Source organism: Paenibacillus sp. DCT19, from assembly GCF_003268635.1.
Classification (GTDB): Bacteria; Bacillota; Bacilli; order Paenibacillales; family Paenibacillaceae; genus Paenibacillus.
In genome coordinates, this window is record NZ_CP029639.1 from 575827 (window position 1) to 591587 (window position 15761).

At 47.9% G+C, this 15761-nt stretch carries 11 protein-coding genes and 1 pseudogene; 9 read left to right on the forward strand and 3 right to left on the reverse strand.

The features are described 5' to 3' along the window. Window positions 1-136: 136 nt before the first annotated feature. From DMB88_RS02645 to DMB88_RS02660, 4 genes are all read left to right on the forward strand, one after another. Window positions 137-1435, forward strand: a complete 1299-nt coding sequence (locus DMB88_RS02645; protein ID WP_128100093.1) for an ABC transporter substrate-binding protein — start codon at window positions 137-139, stop codon at window positions 1433-1435. A 466-nt stretch (window positions 1436-1901) separates the two neighbouring features. After that, entirely contained in the window at window positions 1902-2468 is a 567-nt protein-coding gene (locus DMB88_RS02650) for a TetR/AcrR family transcriptional regulator (protein WP_128100094.1), read from the forward strand. A gap of 65 nt (window positions 2469-2533) precedes the next feature. Further along, window positions 2534-3259: an SDR family oxidoreductase gene (locus DMB88_RS02655; protein ID WP_164848588.1), complete on the forward strand. Its 726-nt coding sequence runs from the start codon at window positions 2534-2536 to the stop codon at window positions 3257-3259. Next, entirely contained in the window at window positions 3241-4524 is a 1284-nt protein-coding gene (locus tag DMB88_RS02660) for an alpha/beta fold hydrolase (RefSeq protein WP_128100096.1), read from the forward strand. Before DMB88_RS02655 ends, DMB88_RS02660 begins: the two co-directional genes overlap by 19 nt. 369 nt (window positions 4525-4893) lie before the next feature. On the opposite strand, the gene DMB88_RS02665 is transcribed toward DMB88_RS02660, so the two are convergent. Continuing rightward, window positions 4894-6873: a methyl-accepting chemotaxis protein gene (locus DMB88_RS02665; RefSeq protein ID WP_128100097.1), complete on the reverse strand. Its 1980-nt coding sequence runs from the start codon at window positions 6871-6873 to the stop codon at window positions 4894-4896. A gap of 539 nt (window positions 6874-7412) precedes the next feature. On the opposite strand from DMB88_RS02665, the gene DMB88_RS02670 reads away from it, so the two are divergent. Then, window positions 7413-7844, forward strand: coding sequence for a chemotaxis protein CheW (locus DMB88_RS02670; RefSeq protein WP_128100098.1), 432 nt, complete (start codon window positions 7413-7415; stop codon window positions 7842-7844). A 181-nt stretch (window positions 7845-8025) separates the two neighbouring features. Continuing rightward, window positions 8026-11237 (forward strand): annotated as a pseudogene (locus DMB88_RS02675) (DEAD/DEAH box helicase). A gap of 93 nt (window positions 11238-11330) precedes the next feature. On the opposite strand, the gene DMB88_RS02680 reads toward DMB88_RS02675, so the two are convergent. Then, window positions 11331-11630 (reverse strand): hypothetical protein, encoded by a 300-nt coding sequence (locus DMB88_RS02680; protein ID WP_128100099.1) that lies wholly within the window; start codon window positions 11628-11630, stop codon window positions 11331-11333. Between DMB88_RS02680 and DMB88_RS02685 the strand changes: the two genes are divergently transcribed. The 3 genes from DMB88_RS02685 to DMB88_RS02695 all read left to right on the forward strand — a co-directional run bounded on the left by DMB88_RS02685 (window position 11608) and on the right by DMB88_RS02695 (window position 14187). Beyond that, window positions 11608-12156 (forward strand): hypothetical protein, encoded by a 549-nt coding sequence (locus tag DMB88_RS02685; protein WP_128100100.1) that lies wholly within the window; start codon window positions 11608-11610, stop codon window positions 12154-12156. The genes DMB88_RS02680 and DMB88_RS02685 overlap by 23 nt on opposite strands. Before the next feature lie 375 nt (window positions 12157-12531). Next, window positions 12532-13506, forward strand: coding sequence for a M15 family metallopeptidase (locus DMB88_RS02690; RefSeq protein ID WP_128100101.1), 975 nt, complete (start codon window positions 12532-12534; stop codon window positions 13504-13506). A gap of 285 nt (window positions 13507-13791) precedes the next feature. Beyond that, window positions 13792-14187 carry a RidA family protein gene (locus tag DMB88_RS02695; RefSeq protein WP_128100102.1) on the forward strand — a complete coding sequence of 132 codons (396 nt, stop codon included), beginning with the start codon at window positions 13792-13794 and terminating at the stop codon, window positions 14185-14187. 123 nt (window positions 14188-14310) lie between these two features. Here DMB88_RS02695 and DMB88_RS02700 read toward each other — a convergent pair whose 3' ends face one another. Beyond that, on the reverse strand, window positions 14311-15408 hold the full coding sequence (locus DMB88_RS02700; RefSeq protein ID WP_128100103.1) for a copper amine oxidase N-terminal domain-containing protein: 1098 nt from the start codon (window positions 15406-15408) through the stop codon (window positions 14311-14313). Between the last annotated feature and the right edge of the window lie 353 nt (window positions 15409-15761).

Here is a 15761-nt window from a genome sequence, read left to right on the forward strand (position 1 = left end):
CCTCCGCTCCTAACTCGCACGGAGGAAGTAGAAGGGGGTATGCCCGCCAGTCTTGGGCATAACCCTGGGGAAGAATAAGGCAAGGCTCGCTATGCGAGGGACACATCATTTAAACTACATTAGGGAGAGTGTATGTATGAAAAAAATGACGAAGTTTACGCTGCTCATGCTCATTGCGTTTTCCGTTATGCTTGCAGGCTGTGGTAATGGTGACAAGAGCGGTAGTCCAATTAACACAGATCCGCAAGGGAACGGGGAAGCCGCGACAGGCGACAAAACGATTAAAATCTTTCAATTCAAAGTCGAAATTGCGGAAGCGCTTAACCGACTCAAAGCCGAGTACGAATCAGCCCATCCTGGCGTCAAATTGGATATTCAAACCGTGGGCGGTGGTAGTGACTACGGTGCAGCACTGAAAGCGAAGTTTGCCGCGGGTGAGCAGCCGGATATTTTCAACGTAGGTGGATATCGTGAGCTGGATACCTGGCTGGAATACCTGGAAGACCTGTCCGATGAGTCTTGGGCAAAGGATGCACTGGAAGTAGCGAAGGAGCCTATGATGAAAGACGGCAAGCTCTATGGGCAACCACTGGCGTTAGAAGGATATGGCTTCATCTACAATAAGGATCTGTTTGCTCAAGCAGGTATCACCGAAATTCCAACGACACTGGAGCAATTGGATCAAGCTGCACAGAAGTTACAAGCGGCAGGAATCACCCCTTTTTCTAACGGATATCAAGAATGGTGGGTGCTCGGTAATCATAACGTGAACGTAGCGTTTGCCAACCAGACCGATCCTGTGAAATTTATCGAAGGTCTTAATGAAGGAACAGAGAAAATTCCGGGTAATCAAGTATTTGCAGATTGGATCAACTTGCTCGATTTAACGCTGAAGTATAGTAACAAAAACCCGTTGACCACGGACTACAATACTCAAGTAACTCTATTTGCTAGCGGTGAAGCTGCGATGATGCAACAAGGGAATTGGACACAAGTACAGATTGATGGAATTGATCCTGATCTGAACCTGGGTATCTTGCCGATGCCGATTACGAACGAACCGAATGACAAATTGTTTGTAGGTGTGCCGAACTACTGGGTTGTGAACAAGAATTCACAGGTAAAAGACGAAGCTAAGCAATTTCTGGAGTGGCTCGTAACCTCTGATGTGGGTAAACAGTACATGACCAAAGAGTTCAAATTCATCCCAGCATTCAGTTCTATTGAAGCATCTGAAGAGGATCTGGGCGATCTGGCGACAGACATTATGAAATACAGCCAGGAAAACAAAACATTAAGCTGGAACTTCAACCGTTTCCCTGAAGGTGTTCCGCAAGAATATGGCAGCACGATTCAAGCCTATGTGGCAGGCAAATCAGATAAAGAAGGCTTGCTTGATGCCTTGCAGCAAAACTGGGATAGTCTGAAAAAGTAAACTAGCTATCCTCATGACAATACATGTACGATTTTGCTAAAAATAAGACATTATCCACAGAAAAAGGTTATCCACACCCTTTAACGAAGTGAAAAAAGTAAAAGAATGCACAAAACACGAGTAAAGCCAGCCAGAACATTGTTTCTGGTTGGCTTTTTCTTGTGATCTGCCAGATAAATAGAAAAATATCTATCTAGAACAGACAATACATCAAATTATATTTAGGAATGTGGATAATCTCAGTAAAAGATTCATACGAATAGGCACATGTTATCCAGTTCATCCACCACATGTGGATATCCTGTGACTAGAATCGACTAGATGTGGATATGTCTAACGAGATGTTATCGTTTTACTGTTAACCATATTGCATTTTATTGATTAGTACTATATAGTTCTAAATATGAAAGAAGAACAACCCAAAACCCAGAATATACAGTCTACCCGATCCAAGAGTTCAAGTCCATTGAATCGAACAAAAGCGGTGGAAGTCGCCGCAGAGCTGTTTTTGCGCCAGGGCTATAGCTATGTCAGCATGGATGAGGTTGTACGAACAAGTGGAGTATCGAAATCTAACATCTATTATCATTTCAAAAACAAGGAGGAACTGCTGCAAGCGGTAGTACAGTATTGGATCACACAGTATGAGTCACAGCTATATCTGCTGCTTAGCCAGCATGAAAAGGGAGTAGAGGAACGAATATATTCGTTTATCTCCATGCTGTCCGCAGGCATTGAAGCGCGTAATTATGAGGGGAGCTGCCCCTTTATTACTCTATATATGCAGACGCCAGCGAGTGCGCCGGGGGTAAAAGATAGTATATCCCGCTTCTTTCGTGAGATGCAGCCCATGGTCGAAAAGTTACTGCAGCAAGGGCTTGATCGCGGCGAATTCCGCAAGGAAATTGAACCGCAATCCGCATCCGCGCTATTTATTGCAGCACTAGAGGGCTCGCTAGTTCTTGCGGAGACCGCTCGGGACACATCGGTGATAGAGCATTCCGTACGGACGTTTTGTCAGATGCTTCGTTAAACGAAGCTCTTTTTTTGAATATAATTAGTACTATATAGTACTAAATGAGAGGCGGAATAACGATAATGGAGTATCATACATACACAACAGAAATGAGCAAGAACGATCATGAAGCAACGACCATCCTACTTACAGGCAGCACTGGGTTCATCGGTAAGGAGGCAGTCAAACAACTCATGGGTGAAAATTCGGATCTGATCCTGCTTGTAAGATCCAAATTAAAAGCCCAAGCGACACTACAAGCATATGGAATAACGGACTTTAGCCGAATAACGTTTGTTCAAGGCGATCTGTCCGTTTCGGGACTTGGGCTTAGTACAGAAGATTATAAGCTAGCACTTGGAGCAGATGTCATCATTCATGCGGGCGGAACGATGGATGTGACACTGGAACGAACGTTAGCGGAGGGCATTTTTATGAATGGGGCTAAGGAGATAGCAGCACTTGCTGAGCAGATTCATCGTGCACGCGGACTCAGACATTTGATCCACGTTGTTGGTTTTATGAGTCCTTATGGGAAAAATGCTACAGAAGTAGAGGGTTCTATTGGTGAGGGTTCTACTGGAGGAACTGCCCATAATCCAGGTGATTTGCGTACAGCGAGCCGTAAAATGTTGCATACCGAGAGCGCCTATGAACATATGAAATTCGAAGCAGACGCGTATATTCGTAAGCACGCGGAGCGGTGTGCCTATCCTCTATCCGTTGTGAATCCAAGTACAGTTGTGGGTGCGTATCCAACGGGGAAACAGAACAAACGGGTGGTATCGGCATGCTTGTACAAGCGATGAGCAAGGGAAGAATGCCAATCATTCCTGGGGGAGCATCTCACTGGTTGCCGCTCATATCTAATGATGTGGTTGCACAGACGATTGTTTATCTATCCAGAGAAGTAGAGCCGAGCGGAGGTACATACCCCGTATTACTTCCAAAGGAAGACAGTCCTAATATGAAGGAACTCATTCAACTTATGGCGACGACATTGGATGTACCTTCACCCCGGTGGTCGGCTCCTCTTCCAATCATTCATGCAGCGATGAAGGCTGGTGGAGAACGAATTAGTGGTATCCCGCCAGAATCTATCTCGTTTATTACGAAGCAGCGTTTTGACGTGGAACAGACGGAGCAGTTATTTCTGCGCATGGGGCAAAGTATACCTAATGTCGTTCCGCTACTACCACATGTCATTGCTGATCTAGACTATCGTTTGACAAGCCCAGTCGTCGCAGGAAAGGCTTTACCTAAGGGTTGGATGAGGGCACGAAAAGGCGATCTAGCGGTGCTTGTCCACGAAGGTCAAGGTGAGCCGTGGGTAATCGTCCATGGATTAATGAGCAGTGCAGATGAAATGTTACCTCTGGGGCAGGCGTTACAACGTTTAACAGGGAATCCAATCTGGCTCGTGGATCTTGCAGGATTTGGCCGTTCTCCAGCTTTGGGAGCACAGCAAGGTGAGGTGGGCTTTAACGGTCAGGTGAAGGCGGTTGTAGGGGCGGTAAATGAGATAACTGGTTCATTCAAACTAGTGGGGCACTCTATTGGAGCCACTATAGCTGGAGCAGTCCTGCGAGAATGTAAACGATCGGATGTTCAACTGGCTGTGCTACAACCGGTGTGGACAGCTTCTGAGGATCAAGTTCAATGGTTGGCGTCTAAGCTTCCTAGACGAATGCTGCAAAAGCAACTTTCCCGAATGAGCTCAAGGCGCCTGGTAAAGCAATTCAAACGTGCTGATTCCACAATAATAGACGAAAAGGCAATTCTAGCTTATGCCGATAGAGTCTCTACTAGCTTGCGATCTCCTCGGATTGCTGGAGCCAATGCCGATCTTCTTCTCTGGATTCAGCGTCCTGATCGAGCTGTCGTGCCAACCTTTGATGAAGCGGCAAGAACACTATTGGTGTGGGGCAGGACAGACATCGGATATATGCGCCCGCAGGGGCTTCCAACTTCCTTAAAGTGTGCAGAACTTCCTTATGGACACCAGTTTCCGATGTTTCATCCACAAGAAACGGCAAGGCTGCTTGCTGATTGGCAAGTGGAACAGAACTTGTAGATATATGCCTGAACCATATGGAATCGTATACACAAGCTATCCACAATCCGCACCCCTTCCAAAGGCAGTGTAAAATCCTACGATAGTTTATCCTACAAATACACAACATATGCACAACATACTATAAGTTACCCACAGAATTGTGGGTAACTATACACAGTCTGTGGGTAACTTATGCACAAAATATCCACAATCTGTTGAAAGACAATATATTACAGCCGAATTTTCGTCTTTTCAATCCATTACGTTCAGATATCCACAGATGAATAAGTATTCAAATGAAGAAATAACAAAAACCTCCGTTCGACAAGTGGAAGCCACTGTTGACAGAGGTTTCTTCCATTTGCGGAACGGAGATAAGATACAAATTTATTTAGATTCTGTATTAAAACGGCTAACCTCACGTAGTAACTGATCCGCATGGTCAGACAATGCTTTGGCAGCAACGGATATGTTGCCAATGGATTGGGATTGTTCCGTTGTGGAAGAAGCAGCTTCCTCGGTAGAGGCGGCACTTTCCTCGGCAACGGCTGCCAGCCCTGTCATGACGTCAGACACTTGAGCGGCACCTGATTTGATCTCGTTCATACCTGTCGTTATGGAGTTGATTTTGTGAATAATTTCATCGATAGATTGGCGTATACGCTCAAAGGATGCTGAGGTATCTGCCATAGAATCGGATTGCTCCGCACTATTCAGGCGGAATTGCTCCAGTTCGGTCGCACTCTGTTGACCTGCGGCATGTAGATCATTCAACAATTGATCGATTCCAGCTACAGACTGAGAGGATTGCTCCGCAAGCTTACGCACTTCACCAGCGACAACAGCGAAGCCTTTGCCATGCTCTCCAGCGCGTGCAGCCTCAATGGAGGCATTTAGCGCCAATAGGTTGGTTTGGGCTGCGATGTTCTGAATACTATTCGTAATGACTGAGATTTCACTAAGCTTACTTAATAACAATTGATTGGACGTTTCCACTCGATTGGTTGATTCATGTCCTGCTTGAGAGAGATCATTCTGCCTTGCAATCGCATCGTTTCCGCTCTCCATGGCATGATTTACGTCTAAAATGGTTTCGGATGCTTGGCGTGCTTCGTCTGTAATTTGATCAATTACTTTATTGATGCCTGATACCATCTCAGCTCCAGCTTGAATGGATTCGGCTTGTTCGCCTGCACCTTTGGCAATTTCATCAATGACGGTTGAGATCTGTCCCGCAATTTCATTACTACCCGATGCATCCTTAAGCATGGTCTGAGAGGAAGATTGCACTTGTTGTGCAGATTGATCGACCTGTTGAATCAGACTGCGAAGTGAAGATGACATCTCATTGAAAGAGGTTCCGAGCTGAGCAATCTCATCTTTGCCTTTAACGGAAACCTGCACGGTGAGGTCACCTGCAGCCAATTGTTGTGCACTATTTTTCATAGCAATCAAAGGCTTAATCGTTTTTAGGGCTAAGAAATAAGCAAGAGCAGCCAAAATCAGAGTGAAGATTACGATAAATGCAATAAACAGTTGTCTCGTATTCGTAAATTCAGCTAAAGCAGATGCCTTGGAGATGGATGTAGCTGCAATCCAATTGGTGTTCGGAATTTTCTCGTAATAGATAAGCTGGCGATCATTGTTGTATGTATACTCTGACAATCCACTTGGCTCTGCAAGCATTTTACCTACGATTTCGGTATAGTCACTCTGTTCGGCAAGCGGCGTATTAAGCAGTTCTTGATTAGGGTGAGAGAGTACTACACCAGTTCGGTCTAGCAAAAAGGTGAAGCCATGTTCTGTTTTAATCGAGCTAATCTCATCTTTGATTGAATCCAAAGAGATATTTTCTGAAATGGCTCCTTGAAAGTTTCCGTTCTCGTCATGTAGAGGTACCCCGATAAAAATAGACTGTACACCCGCTTGGGTTACATAAGCATCACTGAAAGTAAGCTGATTAGAGGCCTTGATAGCAAGGTACCACGGACGCTGACGTGCATCAAAGGATGCGTCAGGCTGAAAACCTGCGCCATCCAGATATGTGCCATCCTCTAGCCCGAAATAAATCGTAGCGATATCTTCCTTATTACTTGGCAATTGGAATGCCTGAAGGTGTTCCATGCTAATTTCTTGAAGAGGAACGGTGTCATTGATGACCTTTCCGACGGTTTCAATAACTTTGGCTTGCGCCATTGCCCAGCCGCTGACCTCGGTTACTGCTGTTTGAACGGTGCTTTGTAGCTCATTATCTACCGATTCTGTAGCCTGCTTCTCTATCACGTAGAGAGAGAGGTATCCGATCGGTGCTGCTAGCAGGATACAGATGGCGGTGACGATGAAAATCACTTTGGTTTTTAGTGTCATAATGCTTACCTCGTTTCTGAAATAACACCCTGGGACTTTAGTCCTTGAACGAATGTTTAAATATACTATGTATATCGTCAATGTTTTGCTGTAATGTTACAGATGTGGAATAGGTAATATGAACCATGAAGGCTATCGAATACATCAGCGTGGTTTTGTTCTCTCTGTTCGAAGGGGAGGAGAGGATTTCGGGGCAAAAGCTAGAATCTCAGATTCATATCTCAGGGTAAAATTTCACCCGACCTAGACCGATATAATATGAATGAAGATTAGGGCGTGTCTCAAAACTCGCTGAAGTGCATCTTTTACCGTCTTTTCGCCCCCTGCTGCGTCACTTTCCCTTGACGTGCCCCGGCACGCCTGCGGAAAACTTTCTTGCTTGGAACGAAAATTCGTCAAAATCTGCGTCCTTCGGAGTTTTCAGACACGCCCTAGTTATGCCGAGTCACGAAGCCAAGTGAAATTAATTTATTTATGTGCAGATGAAGCGTGATGATGTAAGTTTCTAAAAATGGAAATGAGAAGGGTCTGAGGGATCTATGGATGAGAACATTCAATATATTAATTTCTCGGTAGGAGAACAGTTCTTTGCACTTCGGATTGATGAAGTTCAGGAGATCATTAGAATGGTGCCGGTTACAACAGTTCCTTTTGGAAGTCCGGAAATTAGAGGATTCACTTCGCTATACGGTAAAGTTGTCTCTGTTGTGAGTTTACGTGTGTTGTTGGGTATGCCGGATCAGGAGGACACTTCTTCCACACGTATTATTGTTGTACCGTACAAAGACGGGTTTGTCCCTCTTATTGTGGATACGGTGGATTCCGTTGTAACATACGAGCGATTTGAAAAGCCTGCGGAAGAGCACAAAAGCTTCATGAGTGGAATCTTCAATGAAATTGGATACGGTGAAGACCATACGGCGGGCATTTTGAACCTTGAAGTGTTGCTGGGCAGCTTGACTCACTCGTAATTTTTCCAAGGCTATATTATAAATTTCCCTAAATGCTCCTTAACCCCTTTCGGGGAATGAGGGGCATTTTTTGCATGCTAAACCATGAAAATAAGCAATTTTTATGGGTAAAGGTTTTTAAATCGACTCGTTTTCGTATATGATGGAGAGTAACAATGCGAAGGGATGACGGGAGACTGTAATGATGCAATCGCTGTATGGTGTATGGCTTGGTGACGTGTTTTTTTGTTTTTCCGGTGAAACATCGGAACCACGTGTAGATGCATGGAGTCACGTGGTAAGACGGCTAAATTTTGGCGACGGGGGTCGTTTATTTCAGCCTGCCGCTCTGCGCCTTGCGGAGTTGCGCTGGCCGAATCCGATGCGTAATGCTGCTGAAGCTAAGGGAACAAAGCGTCGGCAATTACTTGGAAGGACGCTCGAGGGACTGGCGATGTCGCCCAAAGATACATTTAAGCTGCTGCTTCATTGGGACGACAGCATACTGAATGCGGCGGGCATTCAAGCTGGAGAAGAGATTAAATATTGGGTAAAGGCAGCCGAGTTTACACAAGAATTGTTGCTGCGTGGAGAGATTGCGCCAGCGGCTGAATTTGCTGCGAAGACGGGAGCGCGTCGGCGTACGGGTCAAGAAACGTTAACGGGAGTATGGCGCCCACGCTTATTACATGAGGCGGACGTAGAGCGATTCCGTGAATTAGCTGAGGCTATGCCGCCAATTGGTCTATCTGCGCCGGGGGCATACGCGTCTTCGGAACCGGAATCACGAGAAGAGGCAGGCGCGGCTGTATTATTTTCATTTATGAGTGGTATGGTTCATGCTGTTGTCACAGGTGAACTGGAGAGCATGGATAGTGACATGTCACGGTATCGAACTCAGTTCCGGCGTGGATCTTCTCCGGTATCAGAGCTGTGGTGGAACAGTTTAATATCGATGTTCCGTCCTGTCACCGTTCAGGGGGCGACGGAGGAACTGACTGAATTCATGGAGATCATTCAGGAAGCAGGGGGCACATCTATGCCCTTGATGAGAACGGAAGAGATTGCTCCTACAGAAGGTGAAATTAAACTTGTATTACGGCTTGAGCCGCCCCTTGGAGAGCTGGAAACATTATGGGGCATTACGTTCTGGGTGGACAGTGTACAGGAGCCAGGGCTGAGACTGCCCGCTCGTACAATCTGGGCTCATCCAGAGCGTGATCTAGACCGGGGCAAGGTTCATTATGCCTCTATTGCAGAACAGCTGCTGATGGCGCTAGGGTACGCAACGGAGCTGGCTCCAGAGCTGGAGACAGCATTGCTTGAGCCGCGTCCTGAAGGAATCCAACTTTCACAGCAAGCCTTCTTCGAATTTTTAACACATGCCGTACCTCGTTTACAGAAGTCTGGAACGACGGTGCTCATGCCTTCTCGCTGGAGTCGAGCTGGCAAGCGTCGTGCTGGACTACGCTTGCAGATGCTGAATCGTAACACTGAACAGACGCCGAGCGCTCCATCTGCACTGGGTATGGAACAGCTTGTGGCGTTTAAGGCTGAACCGATGATCGACGGTAAACCTGTGACACCGGAGGAGCTGGCTGCACTGGCCGAAGCGACGGTTCCGTATGTCATGTTCCGCGGTGAGTGGATTGAAGTGGATACGAAGGAAATTCGCCAAGTTCTCCGTTATATGAAAAAAGAAGAAGAACAATACATGCCTCTATCGGAATGGCTGCATTTAGCCGCAGAAGAAGGGGAAGATGCCGCTTGGAAAGGTCTATCGGTCTTTGGCGCAGAATCGGAAGGTCTACTATCCTTCTTACTGGATGGACAGGTGCTACGCAGTATAGAACCGCGCCAAGTGCCAGGAGAGCTGCATGGCGAGCTTCGTCCGTATCAGGAACGGGGATATCAGTGGTTATCGGCTATGCGAGAGCTAGGGTTCGGTGTATGTCTGGCGGACGATATGGGTCTCGGTAAGACCATTCAGGTGATAACCTGTCTGCTCGACCTGAAGCACGAGGAGCAACAGATCGCCGCGCAGGAAGCGGAAGAGAATGATGGGGAGACATTGGAGACACGAGCAGATGGCACATCGGAATGGAATGCCGCTGCGTATTCGCAGGGAATTCATCTGCCTGCATTGATTGTGTGTCCAACCTCCCTTCTGGGAAACTGGCAACGGGAACTGAAACGGTTCGCTCCTGACCTAACCCTCTATATTCATCATGGAGGACAGCGACTGCACGGTGCTGCATTCCAGGCAGAAGCACAGGCGCATGATATTGTGTTAACGACATACCATCTAGCTGGACGGGATGGGCCTGATCTCGCTTCACTGCAATGGTCCACTGTGGTGCTTGATGAAGCGCAGTATATTAAAAATTATCGTACAAAACAGGCACAGAGCGTGATGCGTCTGTCTGCTCCCCATCGGATTGCAATGACGGGTACGCCGGTAGAGAATCGGCTCAGCGAGCTGTGGTCCATTTTCCAATTCTTGAATCCAGGGTACTTGGGCACGGCTTCGTCGTTCCGCCAGCGCTATACTGGTACCGGAACCTCGGAGGAGAATGGCGCTTCTTTGCGGGAGCTTCACCGACTCGTATCTCCATTCATGCTGCGCAGGCTCAAAAGTGATCCAGACATCCGAAAGGATCTGCCAGAGAAGCTGGAACTGAAATCGTACTGTTCCCTGACACCAGAGCAGACGGTGCTGTATCAACGTGTTGTGGATGATCTGATGGGGGATTGGATGGCAGAAATGGCATTGCCCGCAAAGGGATTGTGCTGTCATCACTGACTAAACTGAAGCAGATCTGTGACCATCCGGTGCTAGCGGACAGTAATCGCAAAGAGAATGCCAAGGTGGAGGCATCTGGCAAGATGGAACGCCTACTGGAGCTTGTAGACGCGATTCGAGACAATGGAGAGTCTGCATTGATCTTCACGCAGTATGTGGCTATGGGAGAATTGTTAGTATCGCGATTAACACAGCGCTATGAAGAAGAACCGTATTTCCTGCATGGTGGTGTATCCAAAATGCAACGGGACGAAATGGTCGAGACATTCCAAAAAGGGGAAGGGCCTTCGTTATTTGTATTATCTCTTCGTGCGGGCGGTGTAGGTCTGAATTTGACGCGTGCAAGTCATGTCATTCATTATGATCGCTGGTGGAACCCTGCGGTGGAGAACCAGGCTACGGATCGGGTGTTCCGTATCGGACAAAATCGCAACGTACAAGTGCATAAGCTGATCTGTCAGGGGACGTTAGAAGAACGGATTGATGAGCTGATCGAAAGTAAGAAGGCACTCTCCGAGCAGGTCGTAGGTTCCGGTGAGAACTGGTTAACTGAAATGTCAGACGATGAGCTGCGTGGACTGATCTCGCTTCAAGGCGAGACTTGGTTATAGGAATAAGTAAAGGGGGATTGTTGTGAGCGAAAAATGGAATGTCGAGCTGCATATGTCCCCCGCTGGATGGACAGCAGAAGTGAAGGAAGAGGTTCATGCATCAACGACTTCGAAGCCGAAAAAGGCTGCGCTAGATTCGGATGCAATAGATGCAGGAAGCGCTGCATCTGTTGCAACTGAGAAGGGTGTAAAACCCGCTGCCGCAGGTGAAGGTATGTTTACCGTAACCTGCACGCTGCCACAGCTTGGCGAAGCAGCGCGTGAGGCGATTCTTGCGGAGCTGCGCGAACGTCCACTCGCGCTGTATGCACTGCTGCGCAGCGGCGCGGCTAAAGCCCAAGCTCCGGTTCCAGCGGAGCTTGCAGCGCTGTTGCCTGCCGCAGCGGAGTTCACGCTGGCTGCGGAGCCTGCCGCGCAGGCCACGCTCGGCGCTGCCGCCACGTGCAGCTGCGGCAGCCCGGGCTGCGCGCATGTCGCAGCCGCCGTGCAGGCCGCAGCCGCGCGCTACGCGGCCGAGCCGCTGCTGCAGCTTGCGCATGCCGGCTTGCCGCGCGAAGCGCTGCTCGCTGGCGTGCTCGGTTCATGGGCGGAGGAACTCGCCCATGAACCCGGCGGCTCTGGCCGCGCAGCCGAGACGGCTGGCCGCCCGCAGGCGCGGGGCGGCGAAGGCGGCGCTGCCGTCGGCGAGTGGATCGCCGAGGCTGCCGCCGAAGGCGCCATGCACCAGCCGGGGCCGGGCTTCGGCGCCGTGCAGGTGCAGCTGGCGCAGCCGGGCAAGCCGCCGGCAACGCCGGAGCTAACGGCGCTGCTGCCAGGTGTGCCGGCCGTTGCGGGGCTTACGCTGATCCGCGAGCGTGTGGCAGCGCGGATCTGGCAGGCTGTCCAGAAGAAGAACAAGGACAGCAAGACGACCAAGTGATGCAAGGCGTTAAGCGGGGAGATCATAGATCATCCCTGCTTATTTGTCATGGTCATCCCCTAGGTATTTGTTTGACATTTGGAGGGGATTTCCATTGGGCTACTTGGAACGACAACAACTGGGATTGGGCTATAAAAGGCTGAAAAACAGTCTAATATGCAGATCATCCCATCTGGGGTAATAATGAGTTCGGGTGAAGGGAGTCTTTGGCGGTGGAGCTTCGCCCGCATATAAGGTATACTGTCGCAGGGGAAGAATGCTTTGCTGCAGATTCCCCTAAACTTAACAGTTTGCAATATATGAGGTTGTTCAAAAAATCCGCTTTTGATTACTTTGAACACGCACTATAATTTGGATGGCGATAGGAGTTTTTACATGAAATCACGTACAGGCAGACAACGGAGCATCACTGTGATGCTGTCCTCATTTATATTATGCGGCATGTTGCTATCAGCTTGTCAGGACGGTTCGAGTGCGAATGAGAGCCAGAATCCGAGCACAGCAGGCAACACACAGCAGGAATCGGATGGCACAACCATTCATTTTACAGATGATACGGGAACAGATGGTAGCACTCCTAATGAGGGGCAGGATACCCCAGCTACAGACAGCAGTGATAACACAGATAGCGGTTCAGATGCAGCGTCAGAAGGGGAGAACCAAGGTTCCTCGGCCGATGGCAATGAAGCGACAGCGGATGATCCTGTGATGCAAGAGCGTAGTGTCAGTGCATTGCAAAATACAATTGATAGTCAATCGGTCGTGACCAATGCGGAGGCGATGACTGTGATTGTCAACAAACAGCGTAGCTTGCCAGAAGGTTATGAGCCGAGTGACCTCGTTGAACCGAATGTGAAGTTTTCTTTTGACGAGCCACACGAGAAGCGGCACATGCGTAAGGAAGCTGCGGGGGCATTGGAGGAGCTGTTTGCAGGTGCCAAAGCGGACGGTATTGAACTTCGCGCCGTGTCTGGCTATCGTTCGTATCAACGCCAAGTATCGATCTACAACAATAATGTCAAAACCAAAGGTGAAGCATATGCTTCGCGTGTAAGTGCCGTGCCAGGTCGAAGCGAGCATCAGACTGGCCTTGCCATTGATGTGTCCAGTCCAAGTGTGGGCAATGTGCTTGAAGAAGTATTTGGATCATCGAAAGAAGGTCAATGGCTGGATGAGCATGCGGCTGAATACGGTTATGTGATTCGTTATCCCGAAGGTGAGGAGGATGTGACGGGTTATGTTTATGAACCATGGCACATTCGCTACGTAGGTAAGGAACTGGCGCAAGACATCGTGAAGAGTGGATTAACCCTCGAAGAATACTTTGATGAAGCAAATATCAAGTTGTAATGGTGTAGCCCGTCTAATCTAGATATTTTATGTAAGCCCTTATAGAGGTTGTTCAAAAAGCCGAAAACCATCCTTTTTGAACACGTACTTATACAAACATGGAATGATCCAATCGTTCCTGTTTGTGCAGGGCTTTTTTGTTTTTTTCATAGAGGTTTTGAATTTATACATACATTTTGTGTTCGCACAGTGCGGAGTATTGAAGCTTGAAATGAATGGTCTAGAATGACGAAAGTTGGTATAGTTAGGAAAATAAATATGATGATAAAGCGAGGGAAATAGAGCATGAGCAGACAGCAGGTGTTTACGGGTTCTCCTTGGGAGCCGCTTGTCGGTTATTGCCGGGCGATTAGAGTAGGCAATCGGATTGAAGTGGCAGGCACAACGGCGATGCAGGATGGTGTTGTGGTTGGCGCGGGTGATCCTTATGCGCAGACCAGATTTATTTTGCAGACGATTGAGAAGGCATTGCAAGAATTGGGTGCTGATCTCACCAATGTTGTGCGAACTCGAATGTTTGTCACGGATATCTCTCGATGGGAAGAAGTAGGTAAGGCGCACGGGGAGTTTTTTGGACAGATCCAGCCTGTTGCCACCATGGTTGAAGTTAGTGCTCTTATTGATCCTTTGCTTATGGTAGAGATCGAGGTTGAGGCTGTAATCGAGTCTGAGAAAGCGTGAAAAAATAGAAAATAACCTTACCCTGTCCCAAACGGACAAGCGGGTAAGGTTATTTTGCTTTCTAACCATTACTACAAGGTATGCTAGAAGTAGTCTACCTTCAGGTGAGCGTGCAAAATCTTATTATTTTGCTTGTTCAGTGTCCGCTTGTCCATCTGTTTGAGGCTGAACGTCGGATATCTCTAACACCACTTTCCAGGCTGTTCCGATCGGTGGGAGACTACGCGTCAGCACAGGGCTGTAAAATCCAATGACTTTAGCACCCTCTGTCAGCTCGGTTAGCTCCACAGGGTTCCCTTCGTGATCTACAAGCTGTGTCTCTTCCGTAATATTCAAGATAACATGATCCGGACCTGTCTCTGTCAGTCGTGTGCCGGATATTTCGATCTGTGTAATACCCGCTGTAGTTTGAACGCGTTCAACTGTACCTGCTGTACCCAGAACATCTAGGGGTGGTGTCTCAGCTTCTGACCCAGCTACATCCAATACCGTGATTTGATAGGTTGGTGTTTGTGGTGGTAAGCTGCGCGTAGTAATCGCGGAATGTACAGCTTCTACATTCATCCCTAGAGTGAGATCACCCAGTGAAATCTCCTTACCTTCAGCGGATTTGAATACGGTATCATCGTTGAGGTTAAGAACGATTCCATCTTGACCAGCACCACCAATTTGCACAGATGGATAGCTACCGTCCTTATGAATTCTCGTAATAACGCCACGTTCGGTCACATTTTTCACTGCTTCCTCCGACACAATTGTTAAAGTGTTTCCGCTAGCCGTCACCTGAGCATGGAGAACCTTCTCGGCAAATGAAGCAGGAACATACAATGTGCCATTGATGATTTCCGGTGCTGCCCCTAGTGTGAGTAGCATCTTATTCACGGAATATTGATCCTGCCCTGTGACTACACGTGTCCATGAGTTACCTTGCGTTAATTCAGCAGACTTGTCTGCTTTGTTCCAATCGAGCTCATAGCCTAAAGCTTCGGTAAGGCTCCGTAGTGCCAGCATTGGCTCTTTATCCGCTGTAGCCTTATAGCCATCAGCTATAGATACGCCGTTAACAAGTACTTTAATCGTAGAGGACTGATTCGCTTGATCTGCTGCTGTAATGAGGGGAGCGGGCTGTGTTGTGTTTGGAGTGGCTGCCAACGCCGATCCTCCACCCAAAGCTAAGGAGAGTGCCATAAGGGCACTTATTTTTTTCGTGTTGTTGTTCATAGTTGATCTTCCCTTCTTATTCTAGATTGATTCGCATTAAGTATTATTTTCAAACCAACTTTCATGTTCTAGACGGGATATGTTGCTCCAGTGTTGCACTTTAGGACGCATTAGCGGGCGATATCTGTTCAATATAGTGTCAACATGTCTGTTAGTTGAATCCAATGTTATCCAGTATAAATGGAAAGTTTACTCAACGATCAGGTTACGCTGAACCAGATCAGGTTAAATTCAAGTAAGTGGAAATTTCTGCGAGAGCTAGTTGTCGCACGGTCTGGTTGGACGTAGCGTATTGATCCAGCCCAACTGCGGGCACAATATTGACTACAGGTTTGGAAAAGGAAGGGAGGATG